A 20,806-nucleotide genomic window follows, 5' to 3' on the forward strand; every position below is an offset into this window, starting at 1 on the left:
CGGCGAGGCACTCGACCGGCACCGTGACGCCGCCGAGGCGGCGGCCGCCGCGGCGCAGGCGGCCCGCACCCCGCGCATCGCCCCGGCCACCGCGTACGCGCTCGGCGTGCTCCACGCCGACCAGCGGCACGAGGTGGAGGCCGCCCGGTACGCGTTCCAGCGCTGCTGGCGCACGGAGGACCTCGGGACGTCGTAGCCCCCGGCGCACGGCGTCCGGGGTGTGCGGGACCGACGAGCACAGGGAGGCGACAGCTGTGGACGGCACCCTCACGGTCCAGGCGGCGGGCTGCGTCCTGTGGCGGCGCTCGCCCGTCACCGGCCTCCTGGAACTGTGCCTCGTCCACCGGCCCAAGTACGACGACTGGTCCTGGCCCAAGGGCAAGCTCAAGCGGGGCGAGGACCCGCTCGCCGGGGCGCTGCGCGAGGTCGCCGAGGAGACCGGCCACGCGGCCGTCCCGGGCGCCGAGCTGCCCTCCGCGCACTACCTGGCGAACGGCCGGCCCAAGCGGGTGCGCTACTGGGCCGCCGAGGCCCTGTCCGGCCGCTTCCGCCCGAACGACGAGGTCGACCGCGTCCTGTGGCTCCCCCCGGACCGGGCCCGCCACCGCCTCACCGCGCCCCGCGACGCCGACCTCGTGGACGCCCTCCTGGCCCACCTGGCATGAGCGTCACGTGACCTCACCGCACCGTCCTCAGGGGTTCACCCCCCGTTCATGCACGGCCATCGGCCGCTTCACCTGTTCTGCCTAATTTCGGCCTTACGCGATGCGATCCGCCCGCCGGCCCGGCGCCCGGGCGACCGCGTCACCCACACTTCGCGCACGCCGCCGAAATCAGGACGGCGGCTCCTGGAAGGAACTCAAGTGAAGCTTCAGCGCAAGAACCGGCGGGCCCTCGCTCTCGGCGCTCTCGCCGTCTCCGGCGCCCTGGCCCTCACGGCGTGCGGCTCCGACGACACCTCGGGCGGCAACGGCGGCGACGCGTCCGCCGCCGCGAAGGCCGGGAACATCTCGTGCGACGACGCCCGTGGCCGGCTCCAGGCGTCGGGCTCCTCCGCCCAGAAGAACGCGATCGACGCGTGGGTGAAGCAGTTCACCGCGGCCTGCAAGGACGTGCAGATCAACTACAACCCGACCGGATCCGGCGCGGGCATCACCGCCTTCACGCAGGGCCAGACCGCGTTCGCCGGCTCGGACTCCGCGCTGAAGCCGGAGGAGGTCGAGGCGTCCAGGAAGATCTGCACGAACGGCCAGGGCATCGACCTGCCGATGGTCGGCGGCCCGATCGCGGTCGGCTTCAACGTCCCGGGCGTCGACACCCTCACCCTGGACGCGGCGACCATGGCTCAGATCTTCGACAACAAGATCACCAACTGGAACGACGAGGCGATCAAGAAGCTCAACCCCGACGCCGACCTGCCCGACCTGAAGATCCAGGCGTTCCACCGCTCCGACGAGTCCGGCACCACCGACAACTTCACCAAGTACCTCAAGGCCGCCGCGCCGAAGGACTGGAAGTACGAGCCGGGCAAGTCCTGGGAGGCCCAGGGCGGCCAGTCCGCGCAGGGCTCCTCCGGTGTGGCCCAGCAGGTCAAGCAGACCGCGGGCGCCATCTCCTACTTCGAGCTGTCCTACGCCAAGGACGGCATCAAGACCGTCGACCTCAAGACCGAGGCCGCCGAGCCGGTCGAGGCCACCGTCGACAACGCCACCGCGGCCATCGGCGCCGCCAAGGTCGTCGGCACCGGCAAGGACCTCGCGCTGGAGCTGGACTACACCCCGTCCACCGAGGGCGCCTACCCGATCGTCCTGGTCACCTACGAGATCGTCTGCGACAAGGGCAACAAGGCGGAGACCCTGCCCGCCACCAAGGCCTTCCTGAACTACATGGCCTCCGAGGACGGCCAGGGCCTGCTGGCCGACGCCGGCTACGCCCCGATGCCCGACGAGATCATCACCAAGGTCCGCGAGACCATCTCGGCCCTGAGCTGACCCGCGTGTGCGGACCGGCCCCCACCGGGTCCGGTCCGCACACCGTCCGGTGCACCGCCATCAGGAGCCCCCGGCCCCCGGACGGCTCCGCAGACCGGAGAACCCGATGAAAACCATGACCAAGACACCCCTCGTCACCCCTGAGGCGCCACCGCCGGTGACGCCCGAGCAGAAGCGCGCGGCACGGGGCGCCACCCGCCCCGGCGACCGGATCTTCCTCGGGCTCTCCCGCGGTTCCGGCATCTTCGTGCTGGTGCTCATGGCCGCCATCGCGGCCTTCCTCACCTACCGCGCGTCCCTGGCCATCGCCAAGGACGAGGCGAACTTCTTCACCACCTTCGAGTGGAACCCCACCGGGGTCCCGCCGGAGTTCGGCATCGCCGTCCTGGCCTTCGGCACCGTCGTCTCGTCGGTCATCGCCATGATCATCGCGGTGCCCGTGTCGGTGGGCATCGCCCTGTTCATCACGCACTACGCACCGCGCCGCATCGGCGGCATCGTCGCCTACGTGATCGACCTGCTCGCCGCCGTCCCCTCCATCGTCTACGGCCTGTGGGGCGCCCTCTTCCTCGTCCCGCACCTCAACGGCCTCTACGGCTGGCTCGACGACCACCTCGGCTGGACCGGCGTCTTCGCCTGGAACGACGGCGCCCCGCGCTCGCTGTTCACCATCGGCATCCTGCTGGCCATCATGATCCTGCCGATCATCACCAACGTCAGCCGCGAGGTGTTCCGCCAGGCCCCGCGCATGCACCAGGAGGCGGCCCTGGCCCTCGGCGCCACGCGCTGGGAGGTCATCCGCATGTCGGTGCTGCCCTTCGGCCGCTCCGGCGTCATCTCCGCGTCGATGCTGGGCCTCGGCCGCGCGCTCGGCGAGACCATGGCCGTGGCCATGGTCCTGTCGCCGTCCTTCGACATCAACCTCAGCCTGCTCGACACCGGCGGCGGCACCTTCGCCCAGAACATCGCCAGCAAGTTCAACGAGGCCAACGTGATGGGCCAGGACGCCCTGATCGCCTCCGGCATGGTGCTGTTCGTCATCACCCTGCTGGTCAACGGCGCGGCGCGGCTGATCATCGCCCGCCGCAAGGAGTACTCGGGGGCCAACGCATGAGCCACGCGACCCTGACCCCCGAGCGCAGCTCCCTGCGCGGCGCGACGCTGCCGAAGTGGTTCCCCTGGGCCGTCGCCGGCGCCTCCGCCGCGCTGGGCTACGGCATCAGCGCCGCCGCCGGCCTGCGCAGCGACATCCAGTGGGCGCTGATCGCGGCCGTGCTGTTCGTCGCCGGATCGTACGCCGTCGCCGCGAAGGTGGAGGGCGTCCGCCAGGCCAAGGACCGCACCGCGACCAGCCTGGTGTGGGTGGCCTTCCTGCTGGCCGTGATCCCGCTCGCCTCCCTGCTGTGGGAGACGGTGAAGCAGGGCGTGAAGGTCCTCGACGTCTACTTCCTCACCCACTCCATGGGCACGGTCGCCGACGCCGAGACCGGCGGCGGCATCTACCACGCCATGCTCGGCACCCTGCAGCAGGTCGGCCTCGCCGCCCTGATCTCCGTGCCGGTCGGCGTGCTCACCGCGGTCTACCTCGTCGAGTACGGGCGGGGCCGGCTCGCCCAGGCGGTCACCTTCTTCGTCGACGTCATGACGGGCATCCCGTCGATCGTCGCGGGTCTGTTCATCCTCAGCCTGTGGGTGCTGATCCTCGGCATGGGCCCCTCCGGCTTCGCCGGTTCCATGGCCCTGTCGATCCTGATGATCCCGGTGGTCGTCCGGTCCACCGAGGAGATGCTGAAACTGGTGCCGAACGAGCTGCGCGAGGCGTCCCTGGCGCTCGGCGTGCCGAAGTGGCGCACCATCCTCAAGGTGGTCCTGCCGACGTCGATCGGCGGCATCACCACCGGGGTGATGCTGGCCGTCGCGCGCATCACCGGCGAGACCGCCCCCGTGCTGCTGCTGGTGTGGGGCACCGACTTCATCAACGCCAACCCGTTCCAGGGTCCGCAGGAGTCGCTGCCCATGTACATCTACCTGCAGTACGCCAACAGCGGCGGCTCCGGCGCGGCCTACGACCGTGCCTGGGCGGCGGCCCTGACGCTCATCGCGTTCATCATGATCCTCAACCTGGTGGCCCGCGGCATAGCCCGCTGGAAGGCCCCGCGTTAACGACTGCGGCTCCGCCGCGCGGCCGGTCGCCGACGCGGCCACGGCGACCCCGTCAGCGACCCGAAAGAAGCAGTGATTCCCATGGCCAAGCGCATCGACATCAGCGGCCTGAACGCCTACTACGGCTCGTTCCTCGCCATCGAGGACATCTCGATGACGGTCGAGCCCCGCTCCGTGACGGCCTTCATCGGCCCGTCCGGCTGCGGCAAGTCCACCTTCCTGCGCACCCTCAACCGCATGCACGAGGTCACGCCGGGCGGCCGGGTCGAGGGCAAGGTCATGCTCGACGACGAGGACCTGTACGGCAGCGGCATCGACCCGGTGGCCGTGCGGCGCGAGGTCGGCATGGTCTTCCAGCGCCCGAACCCCTTCCCCACCATGTCGGTCTACGACAACGTGGCGGCGGGCCTGCGGCTGAACGGCAAGTACAAGAAGGCGCAGCTGGACGACATCGTCGAGAAGTCCCTGCGCGGCGCGAACCTGTGGAACGAGGTCAAGGACCGCCTGAACAAGCCGGGCTCGGGCCTCTCCGGCGGCCAGCAGCAGCGGCTGTGCATCGCCCGCGCCATCGCCGTCGAGCCGAAGGTCCTGCTGATGGACGAGCCGTGCTCCGCCCTGGACCCGATCTCCACCCTCGCCATCGAGGACCTGATCGGCGACCTGAAGGAGCGGTTCACCATCGTCATCGTCACGCACAACATGCAGCAGGCGGCCCGCGTCTCCGACCGCACCGCGTTCTTCAACCTCGCCGCGGTCGGCAAGCCCGGCAAGCTGGTCGAGATCGACGACACCGAGCGCATCTTCTCCAACCCGTCGGTCCAGGCCACGGAGGACTACATCTCCGGCCGCTTCGGCTGACCCGGTCCCCTCGCGGTGCTGCATGGCGGTGCCACCGCGAGGAGCACGAGGGCCCGCCCCCGGCTGCCGGGGGCGGGCCCTCGTCCGTTCCTGCCGAGCCGCGGGCACCCCGCGCCGGGCGTCGGCTACAGGAAGGCCAGCCGCACCACCCAGAACGACAGCGCGGCCACCACCGCGGCGGCCGGCATGGTGATGAACCAGCCCATGACGATGTTCTTGGCGACGCCCCAGCGCACCGCGTTGACCCGCTTGGTCGCCCCCACACCCATGATCGCCGAGGTGATCACGTGGGTGGTGGAGATCGGCGCGTGGAACACGAAGGCCGAGCCGAACATGATCGTCGCACCGGTGGTCTCCGCCGCGAACCCCTGTGGCGGGTCCAGCTCGATGATCTTGCGGCCGAGGGTCCGCATGATCCGCCAGCCGCCGGCGTAGGTGCCCGCCGACAGCATCACCGCACAGGCGATCTTGACCCACACCGGGATCGGGTCGCCGTAGTCCTCGACGTCGGCGATGACCAGGGCCATCACCACGATGCCCATCGTCTTCTGCGCGTCCTGCAGACCGTGACCGAGCGCCATGCCGGCCGCCGACACCGTCTGCGCGATGCGGAAGCCGCGCTTGGCCTTGTGCGGGTTGGCCCGCCGGAACATCCACATGATCGCCGTCATGACCAGGTAACCGGCGAGCAGACCGACCAGCGGCGAGACGAACATGGGGATGACGACCTTGTCGAGGACGCCGTCCCAGTACACGGCCGTCCCCCCGGCAAGCGCGGCGCCCACCATGCCGCCGAACAGGGCGTGCGAGGACGACGACGGCAGCCCGAAGTACCAGGTGATCAGGTTCCAGACGATCGCGCCGACCAGGGCGGCGAACAGGATCCCCATGCCCGTCGAGCCCTCGGGCGTCTGGATGAGCCCCTCACTGACCGTCTTGGCGACGCCGGACCCCATGAAGGCGCCGGCCAGGTTCATCACGGCGGCCATCGCGAGCGCCGCCCGGGGCGTCAGCGCGCGGGTCGACACGGAGGTGGCGATCGCGTTCGCCGAGTCGTGGAAGCCGTTGGTGTAGGTGAAGAAGAGCGCGACCCCGATGGTCACGACCAGTGCGACGGTGTCCATGGAAGGGGTCAGGACTCCTTGACCGCGATGGTCTCCACCGTGTTCGCCACGTGCTCGAAGGCGTCCGCCGCCTCCTCCAGCACGTCCACGATCTGCTTCAGCTTCAGCACCTCGATGGCGTCGTACTTGCCGTTGAAGAGGTGGGCCAGCAGCTTGCGGTGGATCTGGTCGGCCTGGTTCTCCAGGCGGTTGACCTCGATCCAGTACTCGGTGAGGTTGTCCATCGTCCGCAGGTTCGGCATGGCCTCGGCCGTCAGTTCCGCGGCCCGCGCGAGCACCTCGATCTGCTGCTCGACACCCTTGGGCAGTTCCTCGACCTTGTAGAGGACGACCAGGTCGACGGCCTCCTCCATGAAGTCCATGATGTCGTCGAGGGACGAGGCGAGGGAGTAGATGTCCTCGCGGTCGAAGGGCGTGATGAACGAGGAGTTCAACTGGTGGAAGATCGCGTGTGTGGCGTCGTCGCCCGCGTGTTCCGCGGCCCGCATACGCTCTGCGATCTCGCCCCGGGCGGAGGAGTCCGCCCCGAGCAGTTCCATCAGGAGTTTGGAGCCCGTGACGATGTTGTCCGCGGATGCGGCGAACATGTCATAGAAGCTCGTCTCCCTGGGGGTCAGACGAAAGCGCACGTGGGGTCCTCGGGGTGCAGAGGGTTCGGTCAGGCTGATGCTAGGCGCATCATCCGGCCACGACTAACGGGCCGTCCCCCAGTGTCGCGCATCGGGCTGCGCGCTCCGCACGGGGGCCGTCCGAGGTCCGTACCCGGCCGCCGCGCACGACACCGGCCACTGGGCCTATACCCAGGAAAATTCGGTACCATATACCCGCCAGGGGTATATAGGGGACCGAGGACCGGACCACGACCGGCAGCACACCACAGGAGGACGCGATGACGACCACCGAGGCCGGCGCCGGAGCGCCCTCCTCCCAGGACCGGACGACGGACATCGTCACCGACCACGACCGCGGGATCCACGGCTACCACCACCAGAAGCAGGAACACCTCAAACGCCTGCGCCGCATCGAGGGACAGATCCGCGGCCTGCAGCGCATGGTCGACGAGGACGTCTACTGCATCGACATACTCACCCAGGTGTCCGCCTCCACCAAGGCCCTGCAGTCCTTCGCCCTGCAACTGCTGGAGGAGCACCTGCGCCACTGCGTCGCCGACGCGGCCGTCAAGGGCGGCGACGAGATCGACGCCAAGGTCAAGGAAGCCACCCAGGCCATCGCCCGCATGCTCCGCACCTGACCACCTGACCGCCGGACCGGCGCGACAGGGCGGCACGGGGCGGTGCGGTCAGCGGCGCCCCGGCCCGCCGCGCCGCCCGGGCTCGCGTGCCGCCGCCCGTGCCTCGGCCACCCGGAGCACCTCGTCGATGCTCTCCAGGCTCAGCCGCTCCTCGGCGGCGGACGCGGCGATGATCAGATCTCCGCACAGCTCTATCTCGGCGAGAGCCACATGGTCCTGGACCATCCCGAGGGGAGCCACGCGCGTCACCTCATCTCTGCCGTCACCGACGTCCCGGGGCCAGTCGGACAGGACCTAGGGTAGGCAGCGGCCTACGCACCGCGCATGGCACGTAAGGGCTAGTTCCCGCCGGTCACTCCTCGGCGATCCGGCCGGCGTAGATGTCGCCCGCGGCGGGCAGCCGCACCCGGGCCGGCGCCCCGAAGCCGAACAGCAGCGTGGTGGACGCCACCGCCACCGGCCGCTCCTGCGACCCGTTCACGAAGCTGAACCGGTGCCGGATCTTGCGGATGCGCCCCTCGTCGTCCAGATACACGTCGAACGGCACGTCCTGCGTGGCGAACCCTTTCGCCGCCGCGCCCAGCGGGCCCCGGTTCCCCTCCGACGCCTCCCGGGCGGCGGCCGCCAGATCCGCCGTCCCCCGGTAGTGCCGCACCGCCGTCCCCGCCACCTCGGTCCGCTCGACGAACGTGGCCGTGCGCGTCCCGCGCAGCACCTCGGCGGCCACCAGCGGATCGGTCGCCCCGCCGGTGACGAGGTTGCCGTCGGACAGCGTCCCGGTGTCCACCCGCACCCACTTGTCGGCGGGCACCCCGGCCCCCCGGTTCTTCATGTACAGGGCACCCGGGGCGAGCAGCTCGGTGATCGGCCGCCGCACCTCCTGGCCCGCCGGGTCCTGCGGCAGCATCACCTTCAGCCGCCCGGTCCGCCCCCGGAAGTCGTACACGCCCTCGCCCCGGATGGTCACCCGGGTCCCGCCGCTCGCCATCTCCATCGACGTCCGCGCCTTGGCACTGCCCGCCGCCACCAGCGCGTCGGCCGCGCCGTGCAGCACCGTCACCGGGTCCCCGGCGGGGGCACCGCCCGTGGCGGCCCCGCTCTCGGCGCACCCAGCGGCCCCGAGGCACAGACAGCCGACGGTGCCGAGCGCACCGGCGGCCCGGCGCACCCGCCCGCCCCGCAGTGGTCTTCCAGCCATCGTCCGCCTACCCCCGCTCCATCCGCCACGGGCCGCTGTCGTTGCGGTTAACGACCGGTAGGTGCCCTCGTCACGCGCGGCCGCCCGACCGGTACCGTGGTCGGCGTGGCGCAGCAGGAGGACCGGCCCGACCCCGTCGGACAGAGGGAACACACCACCACCACCGCGGAGCAGGGGCGCTTCTGCGCGGCCCGCTGCACCTGCGGCTGGCGCGGCCCGGCGAGACGGGCCCGCAGCCGGGCCCGCACCGACGCCGAGATGCACACGGCAGGGTGACGCGGCGGCCCGCGCACAGGGGTGACGCGACGGCCGCAGCCGGGACCGCGGCGGCTCAGATGTTGGCGTCGAGCGCCGGGAAACCCTCGGGGAGATCGGCGGCCGGCTCGTCGCCGACCGCGCCCGTCAGATCGCGGTCCAGCCCCAGCGTGTAGGCCGCCATCGAGATCGAACCGGCCGCGTGCCCGTCGACCAGCAGGTCGAGCGGCCGGGTGTCGGCGAGCCCCGCGATGTACAGCAACGGCAGGTAGTGGTCCGGCGTCGGCACCGCACGGCCGAAGTCGGGGTGCCCGTCGAGCGCGGCCACCCCGGCCGGGTCACTGGCCAGCCGCTCACGCGCCACCTCGTCGAAGCGCAGCGCCCAGTCGTACCCGGCGTCCGGCTGCCGGAAGTCCACCGCCCTCAGGTTGTGGACGACGTTGCCGCTGCCGATGATCAGCACGCCCTCCTCCCGCAGCGGGGCCAGTCCGCGGCCCAGCCGCAGATGGTGGTCGAAGTCCTTGAAGGCGTTGAGGGAGAGCTGCACCACCGGGATCGACGCGTCCGGGAAGGCGTGCACGAGCACCGACCAGGTGCCGTGGTCGATGCCCCAGCTGTCGATGTCCTGCCCCACCCAGGTCGGCTTCACCACGTCGGCCACCAGCTCGGCCACGTCGGGTGCGCCGGGCGCCGGGTACTGGACGTCGAACAGCTCCTGCGGGAAGCCGTAGAAGTCGTGGATCGTGCGCGGCCGGGGCATCGCGGTGACCGCCGTCGCGTTGGTGTACCAGTGCGCGGAGATCACCAGGATCGCCCGGGGCCTGGGCACCGACTCCCCGAACAGCCGCCAGGCCTCGGTGTAGCGGTTGCGCTCCAGGGCGTTCATCGGGTTCCCGTGGCCGAGGAACGCGGCCGGCATCAGCGGGCCGGCCGTCCCGTCCCGGCCGCTGTCACCGCTCGGACTGCTCACGCTGTGCACGGGCGCTTCCCTTCGCCGGGGCGGATTCCCCGCCGACCCTAGGGCCAGTCACCCGGCCCGGGGCCGACGACGGCCGCGCCGACGGCACGTCACCACCCGTGAGGACGCCTGCCGTTGCCCCGTCCGGACGGCTCACGCCGCCAGGTCGCGCTCCTCGGGACCGGACGACCCGCGGTGCGGACCGGGCGTCATCCGGTCGCGCCCGCCGTCCCGGCCGTGCGCGTTGATCAGCCAACCCGCCCTCGGGGACCGCTCGATCGCCCGCATCAGCGGCGTCAGCAGCGCCATCGCCGCCGGCGACAGCAGCAGCGCGACCGCCGTACCGAGCGCGAGTCCGCCGATGACGTCCGTCGGGTAGTGCACGCCCATGTAGACCCGGCAGAAGCCCGCGATGACGGCCATCACGATGGCCACCAGGCCGAACTTCCGGTTGGCCAGGAACAGCCCCACCGCCAGCGCCATGCTGAGGGTGGCGTGGTCGCTCACGAACGAGTAGTCGGTCTTGCCGGAGACCAGGACCTCGAGACCGTCGTGGTCGAGGAAGGGTCTGGGCCGCTCGACGATGCCCCGGATCGGCACGTTGACCAGGACCGCCACGGCCGCCGCGAGCGGTGCCCACACGAGCGCCGCGACCGAGACCGCCGCGTCCTCGCCGCCCCGCCGCCGCACGCCCCACCAGCACCAGAGCACCATCAGGATCACGGCGAACAGCAGCCCGTACTCCCCGACGAACTCCATCACCCGGTCGAACCAGGGCGGCGCGGCCTTGGCCAGGCCGTTGATGTCGTAGAGCAGGTCGACGTCGGGGTTCGACCCGGATTCGGCGAGTCCAGCCATGGTGCTGCGGCCCCTTCGTCATGTAGTGCGGCACACGGTGTGCACGCCTCTCCTGCCACCCCCGTGGTGTGTAGATCCGCTTCCGGCTACGCCAACAGGAACGCACGGCCCCCGTCCATACGTTCCACGCTCCACCGAATGATCACTCAGACGTTATCGAAGAGAGATTCATCTCCGCAGCTCAGGGGGTGGGTTCACGCTCCGCTCACGCCGGGGTGGGGAGCGCTTTCGCGCCATCTTCGGTCACCCGGGTGGCACCGAAGTAGTCCGGCGTGTCGACCGGGTCGAACCGGATCACCGCCCCCGGCCGGGGCGCGTCGATCATGTACCCACCACCGACATAAATGCCCACATGCCGGATGGCCCGCGAATCGTTCGGGTCGTCCGAGAAGAAGACCAGATCACCCGGGAGCAGCTCGTCCCGCTCCGGATGCGGCCCCGCGTTGTACTGGTCGTTCGCCACCCGCGGCAGCGTGATCCCCACACTCTCGTACGCGGCCTTCGTCAGCCCCGAGCAGTCGAAGCGTCCTCCCTGGTCAGCGGTGCCATTACCACCCCACAGATAGGGCGTGCCCAGCTTCTTCTGCGCGTAGGCGATGGCCCCCGCGGCCTGCTTCGAGGGGTCGACCCGGCCCACCGGCGCGGCGAAGCTCTTCTCCAGCGCGGTGATCCGGGCGACGTAGTTCTGCGTCTCCTTGTACGGCGGCACACCCCCGTACTTGATCACCGCATAGGCCCCCGCGTTGTAGGAGGCCAGCATGTTTTCGGTCAGATTCCCCGGCACGTCCTTCACATAGGACGCCAGGGTGCAGTCGTACGTCGCCGCCGACGGGATCGCGTCCTCCGGATCCCACACGTCACGGTCCCCGTCCCCGTCCCCGTCGATGCCGTGCGTCGCCCAGGTCCCCGGGATGAACTGCGCGATGCCCTGCGCCGCCGCATGGCTCTGCGCCCGCGGGTTGAACCCGCTCTCCTGATAGAGCTGCGCCGCCAGCAGCGCCGGGTTGATGGCCGGACAGAGGTTGCCCCACTTGGCGACGAGGTCCTGGTACGCGGCCGGCACCGCACCCTTGGCCAGCGCCTTGGCGGCCCCGCCGCCCACCCCGTTGACCAGATTCCCGGCGACGAGATAGACGCCCACCACGAGCAGCATGACGAACGCGAGCCCGGAACTGAGCGCGACGCCCGCCACCACCCACGCCTTACGCACCGTCAACCGCCCTTCACCCCGAGGGAGTCCGACCGCCGCCGACAGTGTAGAGGCGGCCCCCGCGCACCGGCCGACGGCCGGACTCCCGCCGACCCCTACCCGGGCTTCGTTGCCCGGCGTAACATACCGTGATACACAGAGTGACGATACGACTCTTCATTCACACAAAACACGCCAGCCAATGACGCCAAGTCGACATGCGTTGGCGCATTTGTCGGCGACAATGAAGCCTGACCTCTGCATGCCCGCAGAGGGTGCGGAACTACCCAACAGGGGCGGTGACTTACATGCTCTTTGCGGCCGACGAGGGAGACATCAACACCATTATCGGCGGGATCGCTCCGGACTGGGGCCCCTTCGGCAGCCTGGGCAACGAAGCCAAGGTCATGATCGAAGTGGTCATGGCGGTCGCCATCCTCATCTGCCTCGGCATCGCCATCTGGGGCGCCGCCAAGCAGCGCATCGGCGCGACGGCACTGCGCGACACCTTCAGCGCCGAACAGGGCAAGGGCCTCATCATCGCGGGCCTGACGGGTGTGTTCATCATCGGCTCACTCGGCACCCTCTTCACCATCGTGTACGGCATGGCCGTCTAGCACCGCTCCATCGGTCCCCACCGGGCACGCCCGGCACCCCTCCACCCCACCCGCCCGTCGTGCCCACCGGCTGAGGTTGCGTTTCCCTGATGTCGAGTCACCACACCGCGCCCGCGCGGGGACCAGCACGGCTACCGTCGTACGAGGAGTACACGGAGTACGAGGTGTTTCCGCTCGACGTCGAGGGGGCGTACGCGGCATGAGTCTCGGAGACGAGCACCAGGCCACCGAGGGCTACGGTGGCACGGGCCAGACCCGGACCCGCCTGCCCGAGGGCGAGGGCGGCGGTCCGTACGGCGGCGCGCGCAGAACCGGCCGCTCGTCGTCCCGCAGCCTGGTCACGGTGGTCGGCGTGGTGGTCCTCCTCATCGCCGCCATCGCCTTCGCGAACCGCGGCGGAGACGGCTCGGCCTCCGGCACCCCGGAGGCCGACTCCCCCAAGGCGGCGGCGACAGCCCCCTCGGGGGAGAAGCCGGTGGACACGAAGACGGGCGGGATCCCGTCGGGGTTCGCGCACGATGCGCAGGGGGCACAGAGTGCCGCCGCCAACTACTCCGTCGCGCTGGGCTCGTCGGAGATGTTCGACACGAACCGGCGGCGCGAGATCGTCACCACCGTCTACGCGCCCGACGTTGCCACCGCCCGCCAGGCAGACCTGGACAAGGCGTACTCGGACCCGAAGTTCCTTAGCAACATCGGACTCGACAAGAACGGCAAGGCCCCCGCCGGCCAGACCTTCGTCTCCAGAGTGGTCCCGGTCGGCACCAAGGTGACGAAGTCCGGCACGGACGAAACCACCGTCGAGGTCTGGTACACGTCGCTCTTCGGCCTGTCCGGCGAGGGATCCACCAATCCGGTGACCGAGAGCTGGTACACCACCACGTACCAGCTGAAGTGGATCCAGGACGACTGGAAGGTCACCGACTACCAGCAGAAGGACGGCCCGGTCCCGGTCGGGCGCGACCAGCAGGCCTCCACCGCCGACGACATGACGAAGGCCGTCGAGGGATACGGAGGGCTCACGTATGCGCGCTAAGCACCGCCTCCTCACGCTGACTGGTGCGGTCACCGTCGTGCAGACGTTCATGGTGCTCGCCGCCACTCGGGCACTCGCCGACCCCACGCCCACACCGACCGGTAGCAACGACCCCTGCGACCTCATCCGCGGCCCCGCCAAGGACTACTGCGAACGAGGCGAAAGCGGAGGCGGCGGCGGAGCCAACCGCCTCGACTCCCCCACCTCCGCCCTCGACCCCCTCGCCTCCCTCGCCCAGGGCTGCGCCGACGCCGCCTCCTGGACGATCAAGCAGCTCAGCGCGGCCGTCCAGGAGACCGCCAACGTCGACTTCACCAACCCCAGGTTCCTCCAGCAGTACGCCGTCGTGTTCGCCGCGTCGACGATCCTCACCCTGCTGCTGTGGCTGCTGGCCGTCGCCAAGCGGGCGGTGCGAGGTGTCCCCCTCACCACCGCCCTCTCCGAAGCCATAGGGTTCCTGTGGCTCACGGTGCTCGCCTCGGCGTTCACCCCGCTGATCCTCTACACCGTCGTCTCCGCCACCGACGGCGTCACCGACGTGCTCGCGAAGGCGACCGGCGACCAGACGGACACCTTCTTCGGCACCTTCTCCGGCGCCCTGGAGAAGGGCGAGAACATCGGCGGCGGCCCGATCATGCTGATCGTCGTGTCGCTGGTGTCGATCCTCGCCGCCGGCGTGCTGTGGCTGGAGCTCGTCATCCGGGCCGCCCTGCTGTACGTCGGCGCCCTGCTCGGCACCGTCGTGTACGCGGGCCTCGTCGACAAGAACCTGTGGGGCCACGTCCGCCGCTGGGCCGGGATCATGATCGCCGTGATCCTGGTGAAGCCGGTCATCGTCATAGTGCTGGGTCTCGCCGGGGCCCTGTCCGCCGACGAGGGACCCGACGCGTTCTCCGCGGTCGTCTCCGGCCTGGCCATCATCCTGCTCGCGATCTTCGCGTCCGCGATGATCTACCGCTTCGTCCCCGGCTTCGGCGACGACATCGCGGGCTCCCGCAGCAACCGCATCATGCAGGGCGCCGAGGGCAAGGCCGCCGCGGTCATCAGCTCGCCCGCGACCCTGGTCGCCCAGGGCATCAAGACCCACAGCACCCGCGCCGGCCACGACGCGGGCGGCGGCCAGTCCTCCGGCCCCCGCCCGTCCAACCCCGCCTCCGGCGGCGTGGCCGCCCACAGCTCGCGCCCGGCGAACGGCGGCGGATCTGTCCCCTCCGCCGCACCCGCCCCGCGCGCCGCCAGCCCGGTCAACACACCGCACGCCGGCAACACCCGCAACAGCAGTACCAACCGCACGGGAGGTGAAGGGCGTTGACGACCGAGTCCCACGTGTCCCATCCGGTCACGCCCCGCCGTACATATCTGATCGGCCGCGCCCGGCCGAACGCGATCATCGGCCGCAACCGCGAGACCGGCGAGATCGCGCTCATCGTCCTGGGCGCGTTCCTCGGCATGATGTGCGGGCTCCTCGTCCCCGTCCTCTCCGTGCGGATCGTGCTGCTGGCCGGCCTGCCGATGCTCGCCCTGTCGGCCGTGTACGTGCCGTTCAAGGGCCGCACCTTCTACAAGTGGTTCGAGATCAACCGCAGCTACAAGCGCACCCTGCGCAACAGCGCCACCTACCGCTCCGCGGTCGTCGAGGCCGGCACCCGCCTCGACGGACGCGAGGTGGAGATCGGGCCGCCGCCCGGCATCGGCCGGATCACCTGGCTCGCCGCGCCGTTCGGCCCGGACGAGATCGCCGTCCTGCTGCACGCCGACCGCAAGACGGTCACCGCCGCCATCGAGATCGAGGGCCCCGGCGTCGGCCTGCGCGACTCCGAGGACCAGGAGGCCCTGGTCGACCGGTTCGGCACCCTGCTGAAGCACGTCGCCAACGGCGACGGCTTCGTCACCCGCCTCCAGATGCTGGCCCGCACGCTGCCCGCCGACCCGGACGCCCACGCCAAGGACGTCGCCGTACGCGGCGACGACCGGGCCCTGCCGTGGCTGCAGCAGTCGTACGACCAGCTCCAGTCGATGGTGTCCACCAGCAGCGAGCAGCACCGCGCCTACCTCGTCGCCTGCATGCACTACACCCGCGACCTGGCCGCCGAGGCCAACGCCATGGCACGGGCCGTACGCACCCAGGGCCGCAAGGTCGACCGGGACGCCGGCCTGGCCGTCGTCATGGCCCGCGAGCTCACCGACATCTGCTCCCGGCTCCAGGAGGCCGACATCCGCGTCCGGCAGCCGCTCGGCCAGAGCAGACTGTCCTCGCTGATCCACTCCATGTACGACCCGGACCACCCGATCGACCACATCCAGGCGATGACCAAACGCAACGCCTGGCCGGCCGAACTGGACGCCACGGAACCCACCTACCTCCAGGCCAAGACCCGCGAGTCCGCCACCCGCGCCCCCTGGTGCCACGCCACGGCCTGGGTGAAGGAATGGCCGATGACGCCGGTGGGCGTCAACTTCCTCGCGCCGCTCCTCGTCCACACCCCCGACGTCATCCGCACGGTCGCCGTCACCATGGACCTCGAACCCACCGAGGTCGCCATCGAACGCATGCTGACGGAGAAGACCAACGACGACGCCGAGGCGTCCCGCGCCGCCAAGATGAACCGCACCGTCGACCCGCGCGACATCGCCGCCCACAGCCGGCTCGACCAGCGCGGCGAGGACCTCGCCAGCGGCGCGGCCGGGGTCAACCTGGTCGGCTACATCACCGTCTCCTCCCGCTCACCCGAGGCCCTGGCCCGCGACAAGCGGACGATAAGGGCGTCGGCCGGCAAGTCGTACCTGAAACTCGAGTGGTGCGACCGCGAGCACCACCGCGCCTTCGTGAACACACTCCCGTTCGCCACCGGCATTCGAAGGTAGGGGCTGAGTCCGATGCGGGATCCGCTGTCCGTCGTCACCGACGCCTTCACGTCCTTCCTCTTCGGGAAGGTCGAGACCACCCGGCTGCCGGTGCGCACCTCCACGGGCCAGGCGCAGGCCGTCTACCTGCCGACCGCCGCGCCCGGCCTCGGGGACTCCGGCGTCATCATCGGCCGCGAGGTCTACTCCGGCAAGGGCTACATCTACGACCCCTTCCAGCTCTACGGCCAGCAGCTGCCCGCACCGCACTGGCTGGTGCTCGGCGAGTCCGGCAACGGCAAGTCGGCCCTGGAGAAGACGTACGTCCTGCGTCAGCTCCGCTTCAGGGACCGCCAGGTCGTCGTCCTGGACGCGCAGGGCGAGGACGGCGTCGGCGAGTGGAACCTCATCGCGCAGGAACTCGGCATAACTCCCATCCGGCTCGACCCCACGGCCGCCCTCAACCACGGCATCCGGCTCAACCCGCTCGACCCGGCGATCACCACGACCGGGCAGCTGGCCCTGCTGCGCACCATCATCGAGGTCGCCATGGGCCACAGCCTCGACGAGCGCGCCGGCTTCGCCCTCAAGGTCGCACACGCCTACGTCACCGAGACGATCCTCGACCGGCAGCCCGTGCTCACCGACATCGTGGAGCAACTGCGCCACCCCGAACCGGAGTCGGCGGCGGCGATGAACGTGGCCATAGACGACGTGCGGGCCTGGGGCCTGGACGTGGCGCTCGTCCTGGACCGCCTGGTCGACGGTGACCTGCGCGGCATGTTCGACGGTCCGACGACCGTCGGCATCGACCTGGACGCGCCGCTGACCGTCTTCGACCTGTCCCACATCGACCGCAACTCCATCGCCATGCCCATCCTGATGGCGATCGTCGGCGTGTGGCTGGAGCACACCTGGATCCGCCCCGACCGGAAGAAGCGCATCTTCCTGGTCGAGGAGGCCTGGCACATCATCAACAGCCCCTTCGTGGCCCAGCTGTTCCAGCGCCTGCTGAAGTTCGGCCGACGCCTCGGCCTGTCCTTCGTCGCGGTCGTCCACCACCTGTCCGACGTCGTCGACGGAGCGGCGGCGAAGGAGGCCGCCGCCATCCTGAAGATGGCCTCGACCCGCACCATCTACGCCCAGAAGGCGGACGAGGCACGGGCGACGGGACGGGTCCTCGGCCTGCCCCGCTGGGCCGTGGAGATCATCCCGACGCTCACCCCCGGCATCGCGGTCTGGGACGTCAACGGCAACGTGCAGGTGGTCAAACACCTGGTCACGGAGACGGAACGCCCCCTGGTCTTCACCGACCGCGCGATGACCGAATCGTCCGTCGACCTGGCCGACGACGCCCTGCGCGCGGCCGAACTGGAGGCGGAGGAGCGGGCCGCCGCCTTCGTGGAACAGCACGTCGGTGACTCCGAGTCGACGGTGGCGTAGCGGCAGCGGGCGGGGAGGACACACGTGAGAGCGCACGACCGCCACAGCGAGGGAACGGACGGCCGGGGCGGCATCCCCGACGGGCTGCTGATCGGCATCCTGGGGTTCCTGCTCGGCATGACGACGCTGGTGTGGACGGCCACCGGCCTCGCGGGCCTCCTCGCCCACGGCGTCTGGCCGTCCGGCGTCACCTTCACCCGCACGCCCCTGGCGATGCGCTTCCTGATCGCCGAACCCCACGACCTCGCGGGCGCCTGGCCCGACACCCCGGCGGGCGCCCTGTCGGGCTACGGACTGTTCTGGGGCCTGTTCATCGGCCAGCTGATGATCCTCATGGTCCTCACGGTGTTCGTGCTGGGCACCGTGGCCCGCTGGAGAGCGGGACGCGCACGGCGCCGTGCGGAGCGGGCGGCGGCCCCCGCACCGGCCGAGTCGGAGTCCCCGCAGGGCCAGACGCCGCCCCTGCACGAGGTGCCCACCCCGAGAACACCCGAGCCGGAACCCCCGGCGCCGACCGCCGTCCTGCCAGCGCCCGAACCCGCCGAGCCGGTGGCGGCCGCGTCCGCGCCCACGGCCGCACCGGTCAACGGCTGGGACACCTCCCGCGCCGGGAGCACCGTCCACTACGGCCCGCCCGACACCCGCCACACGACGGCCGCGCAGGCGGTCCGGGACGCGGAGGGCCCGGTCCTCGTCCTCACCTCCCACCCCGCCCTCTGGGAGGAGACGAAGGACGCCCGGGGAAAGCTGGGCCCCACCCACCTCTACGACCCCACCCACCGCTGCGACACCCCGGCACGCCTGCACTGGTCGCCCACCAGCGGCTGCGAGGACAAGGCGACGGCGACCGCGCGGGCCGCGGCCCTGCTGGCCCCCGTCCGCCCGGCCTCACGGCTCGACCAAGCGGTCAGCGACACCGCGGAGCTCCTGCTGCGCAGCTACGTGCACGCGGCCGCCGTGGACGGCCGCACGGTCCGTCACGTGCACCGCTGGGCCCAGGGCCTCCAGGTCCAGGACGCGGTCCGTGTCCTGCGCACCAGCCCGAAGGCGGCGCCCGGTGCCGCGGGTGAGCTTGAGGCGGCGCTCACCGCCCATCCCGAACGCCGGGACATGGCCCAGCAGCTGACGGCCCGTGCGCTGTCCGCCCTGTCCATGGTCAATGTGCGCGAGGCATGCACGCCGAACAGAAATGATGCGCTCGCGCTGGATTCCTTCATCGCTGAAGGGGGCACGCTCTATGTGGTGGGTGAAAGCATCGAGGACCCCCGCACCACCCCAGGGGCGATGCCCCTGTTGACGGCCCTCGCCTCAAGCGTGGTCGAGCACGGCCGGCGCATGGCCGCACGGTCATCCTCCGGTCGGCTCGACCCACCACTCACCCTCGTCCTGGACGATGTCGCCGCCGTGGCCCCGCTGCCCCTGCTGCCGGAGCTCCTCGCCACCGGTGCGGAGCAGGGCCTGCCGACCCTGGCCCTCCTGCGTTCCCGCGAACAGGCCCGCGCCCGCTGGCCGCACGACGAACTGCCGGTCTGACGAATCCCCGCTACCGGCCGGCCTCGGGCCGCGCCAGCACCATCTCCCACTCGTGCTCGTCGGGCTTGCCGGCCAGGGGCACGGTGACACCGCTCTCCGCGAAGCCCGCCTTCCGGTAGAAGCCCAACGCCCGCACGTTGTCGGGGTGGACGATGAGCCGCACCCGCTCCGCCCCGCGTCCCCACGCCCACGTCAGGGCCGCGTCGAACAGCGCCGCGGTCATCCCACCGCCCCGGTGTCCGGGCGCGACGTACACCCCGACGAGGTGTCCCTGCCGCTGCTCCACGGGCATCCCGGCCCAGTCCGTCGTCCCGGGGACCTCGATCAGGACGGAGACCGTCCCGACCCAGCTGCCGTCGCCAGCCTCGGCCACGAACTGCCGGGACGTTCCCGCCTCTTGCGCGGCGTTCGCGGTGCGGTCACGCCAGAAGCTGTCGGGCTGCGCCACGGCGTCCTCATAGGTCTCCAGGAAGGCCAGGTGCGCCACGGGGTCGCGGAGCGCGGTGAGCCGCAGCTCCTTCACCTTGGCCCATTCGTGAGCCAACACGGGCCGGACGACCGGGACTTCGGGACCTTCGGGGTCTTCGGAATCGTCAACGGGAGAGTCATTCATGACCGCCACGGTAAAGCACCACCACAACGCAGAAAGCCCCCGTGTCATCAGACACGGGGGCTTCCCCACAATTTGTTCGGCGGCGTCCTACTCTCCCACAGGGTCCCCCCTGCAGTACCATCGGCGCTGTAAGGCTTAGCTTCCGGGTTCGGAATGTAACCGGGCGTTTCCCCTACGCTATGACCACCGAAACACTATGAAACACTCAACCGCACCATGTGTGACACATGGGGTCGTTCGTGGTTTCAGAACCAACACAGTGGACGCGAGCAACTGAGGACAAGCCCTCGGCCTATTAGTACCGGTCAACTCCACACGTTACCGTGCTTCCATATCCGGCCTATCAACCCAGTCGTCTACTGGGAGCCTTACCCCATCAAGTGGGTGGGAGCCCTCATCTCGAAGCAGGCTTCCCGCTTAGATGCTTTCAGCGGTTATCCCTCCCGAACGTAGCCAACCAGCCATGCCCTTGGCAGAACAACTGGCACACCAGAGGTTCGTCCGTCCCGGTCCTCTCGTACTAGGGACAGCCCTTCTCAAGACTCCTACGCGCACAGCGGATAGGGACCGAACTGTCTCACGACGTTCTAAACCCAGCTCGCGTACCGCTTTAATGGGCGAACAGCCCAACCCTTGGGACCGACTCCAGCCCCAGGATGCGACGAGCCGACATCGAGGTGCCAAACCATCCCGTCGATATGGACTCTTGGGGAAGATCAGCCTGTTATCCCCGGGGTACCTTTTATCCGTTGAGCGACGGCGCTTCCACAAGCCACCGCCGGATCACTAGTCCCGACTTTCGTCCCTGCTCGACCCGTCGGTCTCACAGTCAAGCTCCCTTGTGCACTTACACTCAACACCTGATTACCAACCA

21 protein-coding genes, 2 rRNA genes and 1 pseudogene are annotated in these 20,806 nt (G+C 70.3%); 14 read left to right on the forward strand and 10 right to left on the reverse strand.

What is annotated here, in order from left to right; genetic code table 11:
- The 6 genes and pseudogenes from G3I53_RS17385 to pstB form a co-directional block, all read left to right on the forward strand.
- Positions 1–196 (forward strand): annotated as a pseudogene (locus tag G3I53_RS17385) (hypothetical protein); the annotation flags it as partial.
- Between the two features lie 58 nt (positions 197–254).
- Complete coding sequence (locus tag G3I53_RS17390; RefSeq protein WP_164333504.1) at positions 255–665, forward strand: NUDIX hydrolase; 411 nt, start codon at positions 255–257, stop codon at positions 663–665.
- 198 nt (positions 666–863) lie between these two features.
- Positions 864–1,991 (forward strand): phosphate ABC transporter substrate-binding protein PstS, encoded by a 1,128-nt coding sequence (pstS, locus tag G3I53_RS17395; protein WP_164333503.1) that lies wholly within the window; start codon positions 864–866, stop codon positions 1,989–1,991.
- Positions 1,992–2,106: 115 nt separating this feature from the next.
- Positions 2,107–3,105, forward strand: a complete 999-nt coding sequence (gene pstC / locus G3I53_RS17400; RefSeq protein WP_203591676.1) for a phosphate ABC transporter permease subunit PstC — start codon at positions 2,107–2,109, stop codon at positions 3,103–3,105.
- Positions 3,102–4,154 (forward strand): phosphate ABC transporter permease PstA, encoded by a 1,053-nt coding sequence (gene pstA / locus G3I53_RS17405; protein WP_164333501.1) that lies wholly within the window; start codon positions 3,102–3,104, stop codon positions 4,152–4,154. The genes pstC and pstA overlap by 4 nt, the downstream gene beginning before the upstream one ends.
- Before the next feature lie 81 nt (positions 4,155–4,235).
- The gene (gene pstB, locus G3I53_RS17410; protein WP_164333500.1) at positions 4,236–5,012 is read left to right on the forward strand and encodes a phosphate ABC transporter ATP-binding protein PstB; all 777 of its coding nucleotides are present in this window, start codon (positions 4,236–4,238) and stop codon (positions 5,010–5,012) included.
- A 125-nt stretch (positions 5,013–5,137) separates the two neighbouring features.
- On the opposite strand, the gene G3I53_RS17415 is transcribed toward pstB, so the two are convergent.
- Positions 5,138–6,136 carry an inorganic phosphate transporter gene (locus G3I53_RS17415; RefSeq protein WP_164333499.1) on the reverse strand — a complete coding sequence of 333 codons (999 nt, stop codon included), beginning with the start codon at positions 6,134–6,136 and terminating at the stop codon, positions 5,138–5,140.
- 8 nt (positions 6,137–6,144) lie between these two features.
- On the reverse strand, positions 6,145–6,765 hold the full coding sequence (locus G3I53_RS17420; protein ID WP_164333498.1) for a DUF47 family protein: 621 nt from the start codon (positions 6,763–6,765) through the stop codon (positions 6,145–6,147).
- Positions 6,766–7,025: 260 nt separating this feature from the next.
- Between G3I53_RS17420 and G3I53_RS17425 the strand changes: the two genes are divergently transcribed.
- Entirely contained in the window at positions 7,026–7,388 is a 363-nt protein-coding gene (locus G3I53_RS17425) for a metal-sensitive transcriptional regulator (RefSeq protein WP_164333497.1), read from the forward strand.
- A gap of 48 nt (positions 7,389–7,436) precedes the next feature.
- On the opposite strand, the gene G3I53_RS17430 is transcribed toward G3I53_RS17425, so the two are convergent.
- A complete protein-coding gene (locus tag G3I53_RS17430) occupies positions 7,437–7,637 on the reverse strand; it encodes a hypothetical protein (RefSeq protein WP_343240637.1) in 201 nt (66 codons plus the stop codon).
- A gap of 103 nt (positions 7,638–7,740) precedes the next feature.
- The gene (locus G3I53_RS17435) at positions 7,741–8,586 is read right to left on the reverse strand and encodes a hypothetical protein (RefSeq protein WP_239063962.1); all 846 of its coding nucleotides are present in this window, start codon (positions 8,584–8,586) and stop codon (positions 7,741–7,743) included.
- A 105-nt stretch (positions 8,587–8,691) separates the two neighbouring features.
- Between G3I53_RS17435 and G3I53_RS33365 the strand changes: the two genes are divergently transcribed.
- Positions 8,692–8,862 (forward strand): hypothetical protein, encoded by a 171-nt coding sequence (locus G3I53_RS33365; RefSeq protein ID WP_203617199.1) that lies wholly within the window; start codon positions 8,692–8,694, stop codon positions 8,860–8,862.
- Between the two features lie 55 nt (positions 8,863–8,917).
- On the opposite strand, the gene ygiD is transcribed toward G3I53_RS33365, so the two are convergent.
- The 3 genes from ygiD to G3I53_RS17450 form a co-directional block, all read right to left on the reverse strand.
- The gene (ygiD, locus tag G3I53_RS17440; RefSeq protein WP_343240638.1) at positions 8,918–9,811 is read right to left on the reverse strand and encodes a 4,5-DOPA dioxygenase extradiol; all 894 of its coding nucleotides are present in this window, start codon (positions 9,809–9,811) and stop codon (positions 8,918–8,920) included.
- A gap of 141 nt (positions 9,812–9,952) precedes the next feature.
- Positions 9,953–10,657 carry a phosphatase PAP2 family protein gene (locus G3I53_RS17445; protein ID WP_164333474.1) on the reverse strand — a complete coding sequence of 235 codons (705 nt, stop codon included), beginning with the start codon at positions 10,655–10,657 and terminating at the stop codon, positions 9,953–9,955.
- Positions 10,658–10,862: 205 nt separating this feature from the next.
- Positions 10,863–11,873 (reverse strand): NlpC/P60 family protein, encoded by a 1,011-nt coding sequence (locus G3I53_RS17450; RefSeq protein WP_203591673.1) that lies wholly within the window; start codon positions 11,871–11,873, stop codon positions 10,863–10,865.
- A gap of 281 nt (positions 11,874–12,154) precedes the next feature.
- Between G3I53_RS17450 and G3I53_RS17455 the strand changes: the two genes are divergently transcribed.
- The 6 genes from G3I53_RS17455 to G3I53_RS17480 all read left to right on the forward strand — a co-directional run bounded on the left by G3I53_RS17455 (position 12,155) and on the right by G3I53_RS17480 (position 19,319).
- Entirely contained in the window at positions 12,155–12,463 is a 309-nt protein-coding gene (locus tag G3I53_RS17455; protein ID WP_006136301.1) for a hypothetical protein, read from the forward strand.
- 199 nt (positions 12,464–12,662) lie between these two features.
- Positions 12,663–13,499 carry a hypothetical protein gene (locus G3I53_RS17460; RefSeq protein WP_164333475.1) on the forward strand — a complete coding sequence of 279 codons (837 nt, stop codon included), beginning with the start codon at positions 12,663–12,665 and terminating at the stop codon, positions 13,497–13,499.
- Positions 13,489–14,811, forward strand: coding sequence for a hypothetical protein (locus tag G3I53_RS17465; protein WP_164333476.1), 1,323 nt, complete (start codon positions 13,489–13,491; stop codon positions 14,809–14,811). The genes G3I53_RS17460 and G3I53_RS17465 overlap by 11 nt, the downstream gene beginning before the upstream one ends.
- Entirely contained in the window at positions 14,808–16,364 is a 1,557-nt protein-coding gene (locus G3I53_RS17470) for an SCO6880 family protein (RefSeq protein ID WP_164333477.1), read from the forward strand. Before G3I53_RS17465 ends, G3I53_RS17470 begins: the two co-directional genes overlap by 4 nt.
- A gap of 12 nt (positions 16,365–16,376) precedes the next feature.
- A complete protein-coding gene (locus tag G3I53_RS17475) occupies positions 16,377–17,786 on the forward strand; it encodes an ATP-binding protein (RefSeq protein ID WP_164333478.1) in 1,410 nt (469 codons plus the stop codon).
- 24 nt (positions 17,787–17,810) lie between these two features.
- Complete coding sequence (locus G3I53_RS17480) at positions 17,811–19,319, forward strand: type VI secretion protein (protein WP_164333479.1); 1,509 nt, start codon at positions 17,811–17,813, stop codon at positions 19,317–19,319.
- A 10-nt stretch (positions 19,320–19,329) separates the two neighbouring features.
- Here G3I53_RS17480 and G3I53_RS17485 read toward each other — a convergent pair whose 3' ends face one another.
- The 3 genes from G3I53_RS17485 to G3I53_RS17495 all read right to left on the reverse strand — a co-directional run.
- Positions 19,330–19,866, reverse strand: a complete 537-nt coding sequence (locus G3I53_RS17485; RefSeq protein ID WP_343240639.1) for a GNAT family N-acetyltransferase — start codon at positions 19,864–19,866, stop codon at positions 19,330–19,332.
- Positions 19,867–20,006: 140 nt separating this feature from the next.
- Positions 20,007–20,123 (reverse strand): 5S ribosomal RNA (rrf, locus tag G3I53_RS17490).
- A gap of 84 nt (positions 20,124–20,207) precedes the next feature.
- Positions 20,208–20,806 (reverse strand): 23S ribosomal RNA (locus tag G3I53_RS17495); the annotation flags it as partial.

The sequence above is a fragment of the Streptomyces sp. SID14436 genome (assembly GCF_010548465.1).
In the GTDB taxonomy this organism is placed as follows: domain Bacteria; phylum Actinomycetota; class Actinomycetes; order Streptomycetales; family Streptomycetaceae; genus Streptomyces.

Coding starts and splice junctions, on each gene's coding strand:
- pstC (WP_203591676.1), top strand. CDS start 2,107: ATGACCAAGACACCCCTCGTCACCCCTGAGGCGCCACCGCCGGTGACG.
- pstA (WP_164333501.1), top strand. CDS start 3,102: ATGAGCCACGCGACCCTGACCCCCGAGCGCAGCTCCCTGCGCGGCGCG.
- pstB (WP_164333500.1), top strand. CDS start 4,236: ATGGCCAAGCGCATCGACATCAGCGGCCTGAACGCCTACTACGGCTCG.
- G3I53_RS17415 (WP_164333499.1), bottom strand. CDS start 6,136: ATGGACACCGTCGCACTGGTCGTGACCATCGGGGTCGCGCTCTTCTTC.
- G3I53_RS17425 (WP_164333497.1), top strand. CDS start 7,026: ATGACGACCACCGAGGCCGGCGCCGGAGCGCCCTCCTCCCAGGACCGG.
- G3I53_RS17435 (WP_239063962.1), bottom strand. CDS start 8,586: ATGGCTGGAAGACCACTGCGGGGCGGGCGGGTGCGCCGGGCCGCCGGT.
- G3I53_RS17445 (WP_164333474.1), bottom strand. CDS start 10,657: ATGGCTGGACTCGCCGAATCCGGGTCGAACCCCGACGTCGACCTGCTC.
- G3I53_RS17455 (WP_006136301.1), top strand. CDS start 12,155: ATGCTCTTTGCGGCCGACGAGGGAGACATCAACACCATTATCGGCGGG.
- G3I53_RS17460 (WP_164333475.1), top strand. CDS start 12,663: ATGAGTCTCGGAGACGAGCACCAGGCCACCGAGGGCTACGGTGGCACG.
- G3I53_RS17465 (WP_164333476.1), top strand. CDS start 13,489: ATGCGCGCTAAGCACCGCCTCCTCACGCTGACTGGTGCGGTCACCGTC.
- G3I53_RS17475 (WP_164333478.1), top strand. CDS start 16,377: ATGCGGGATCCGCTGTCCGTCGTCACCGACGCCTTCACGTCCTTCCTC.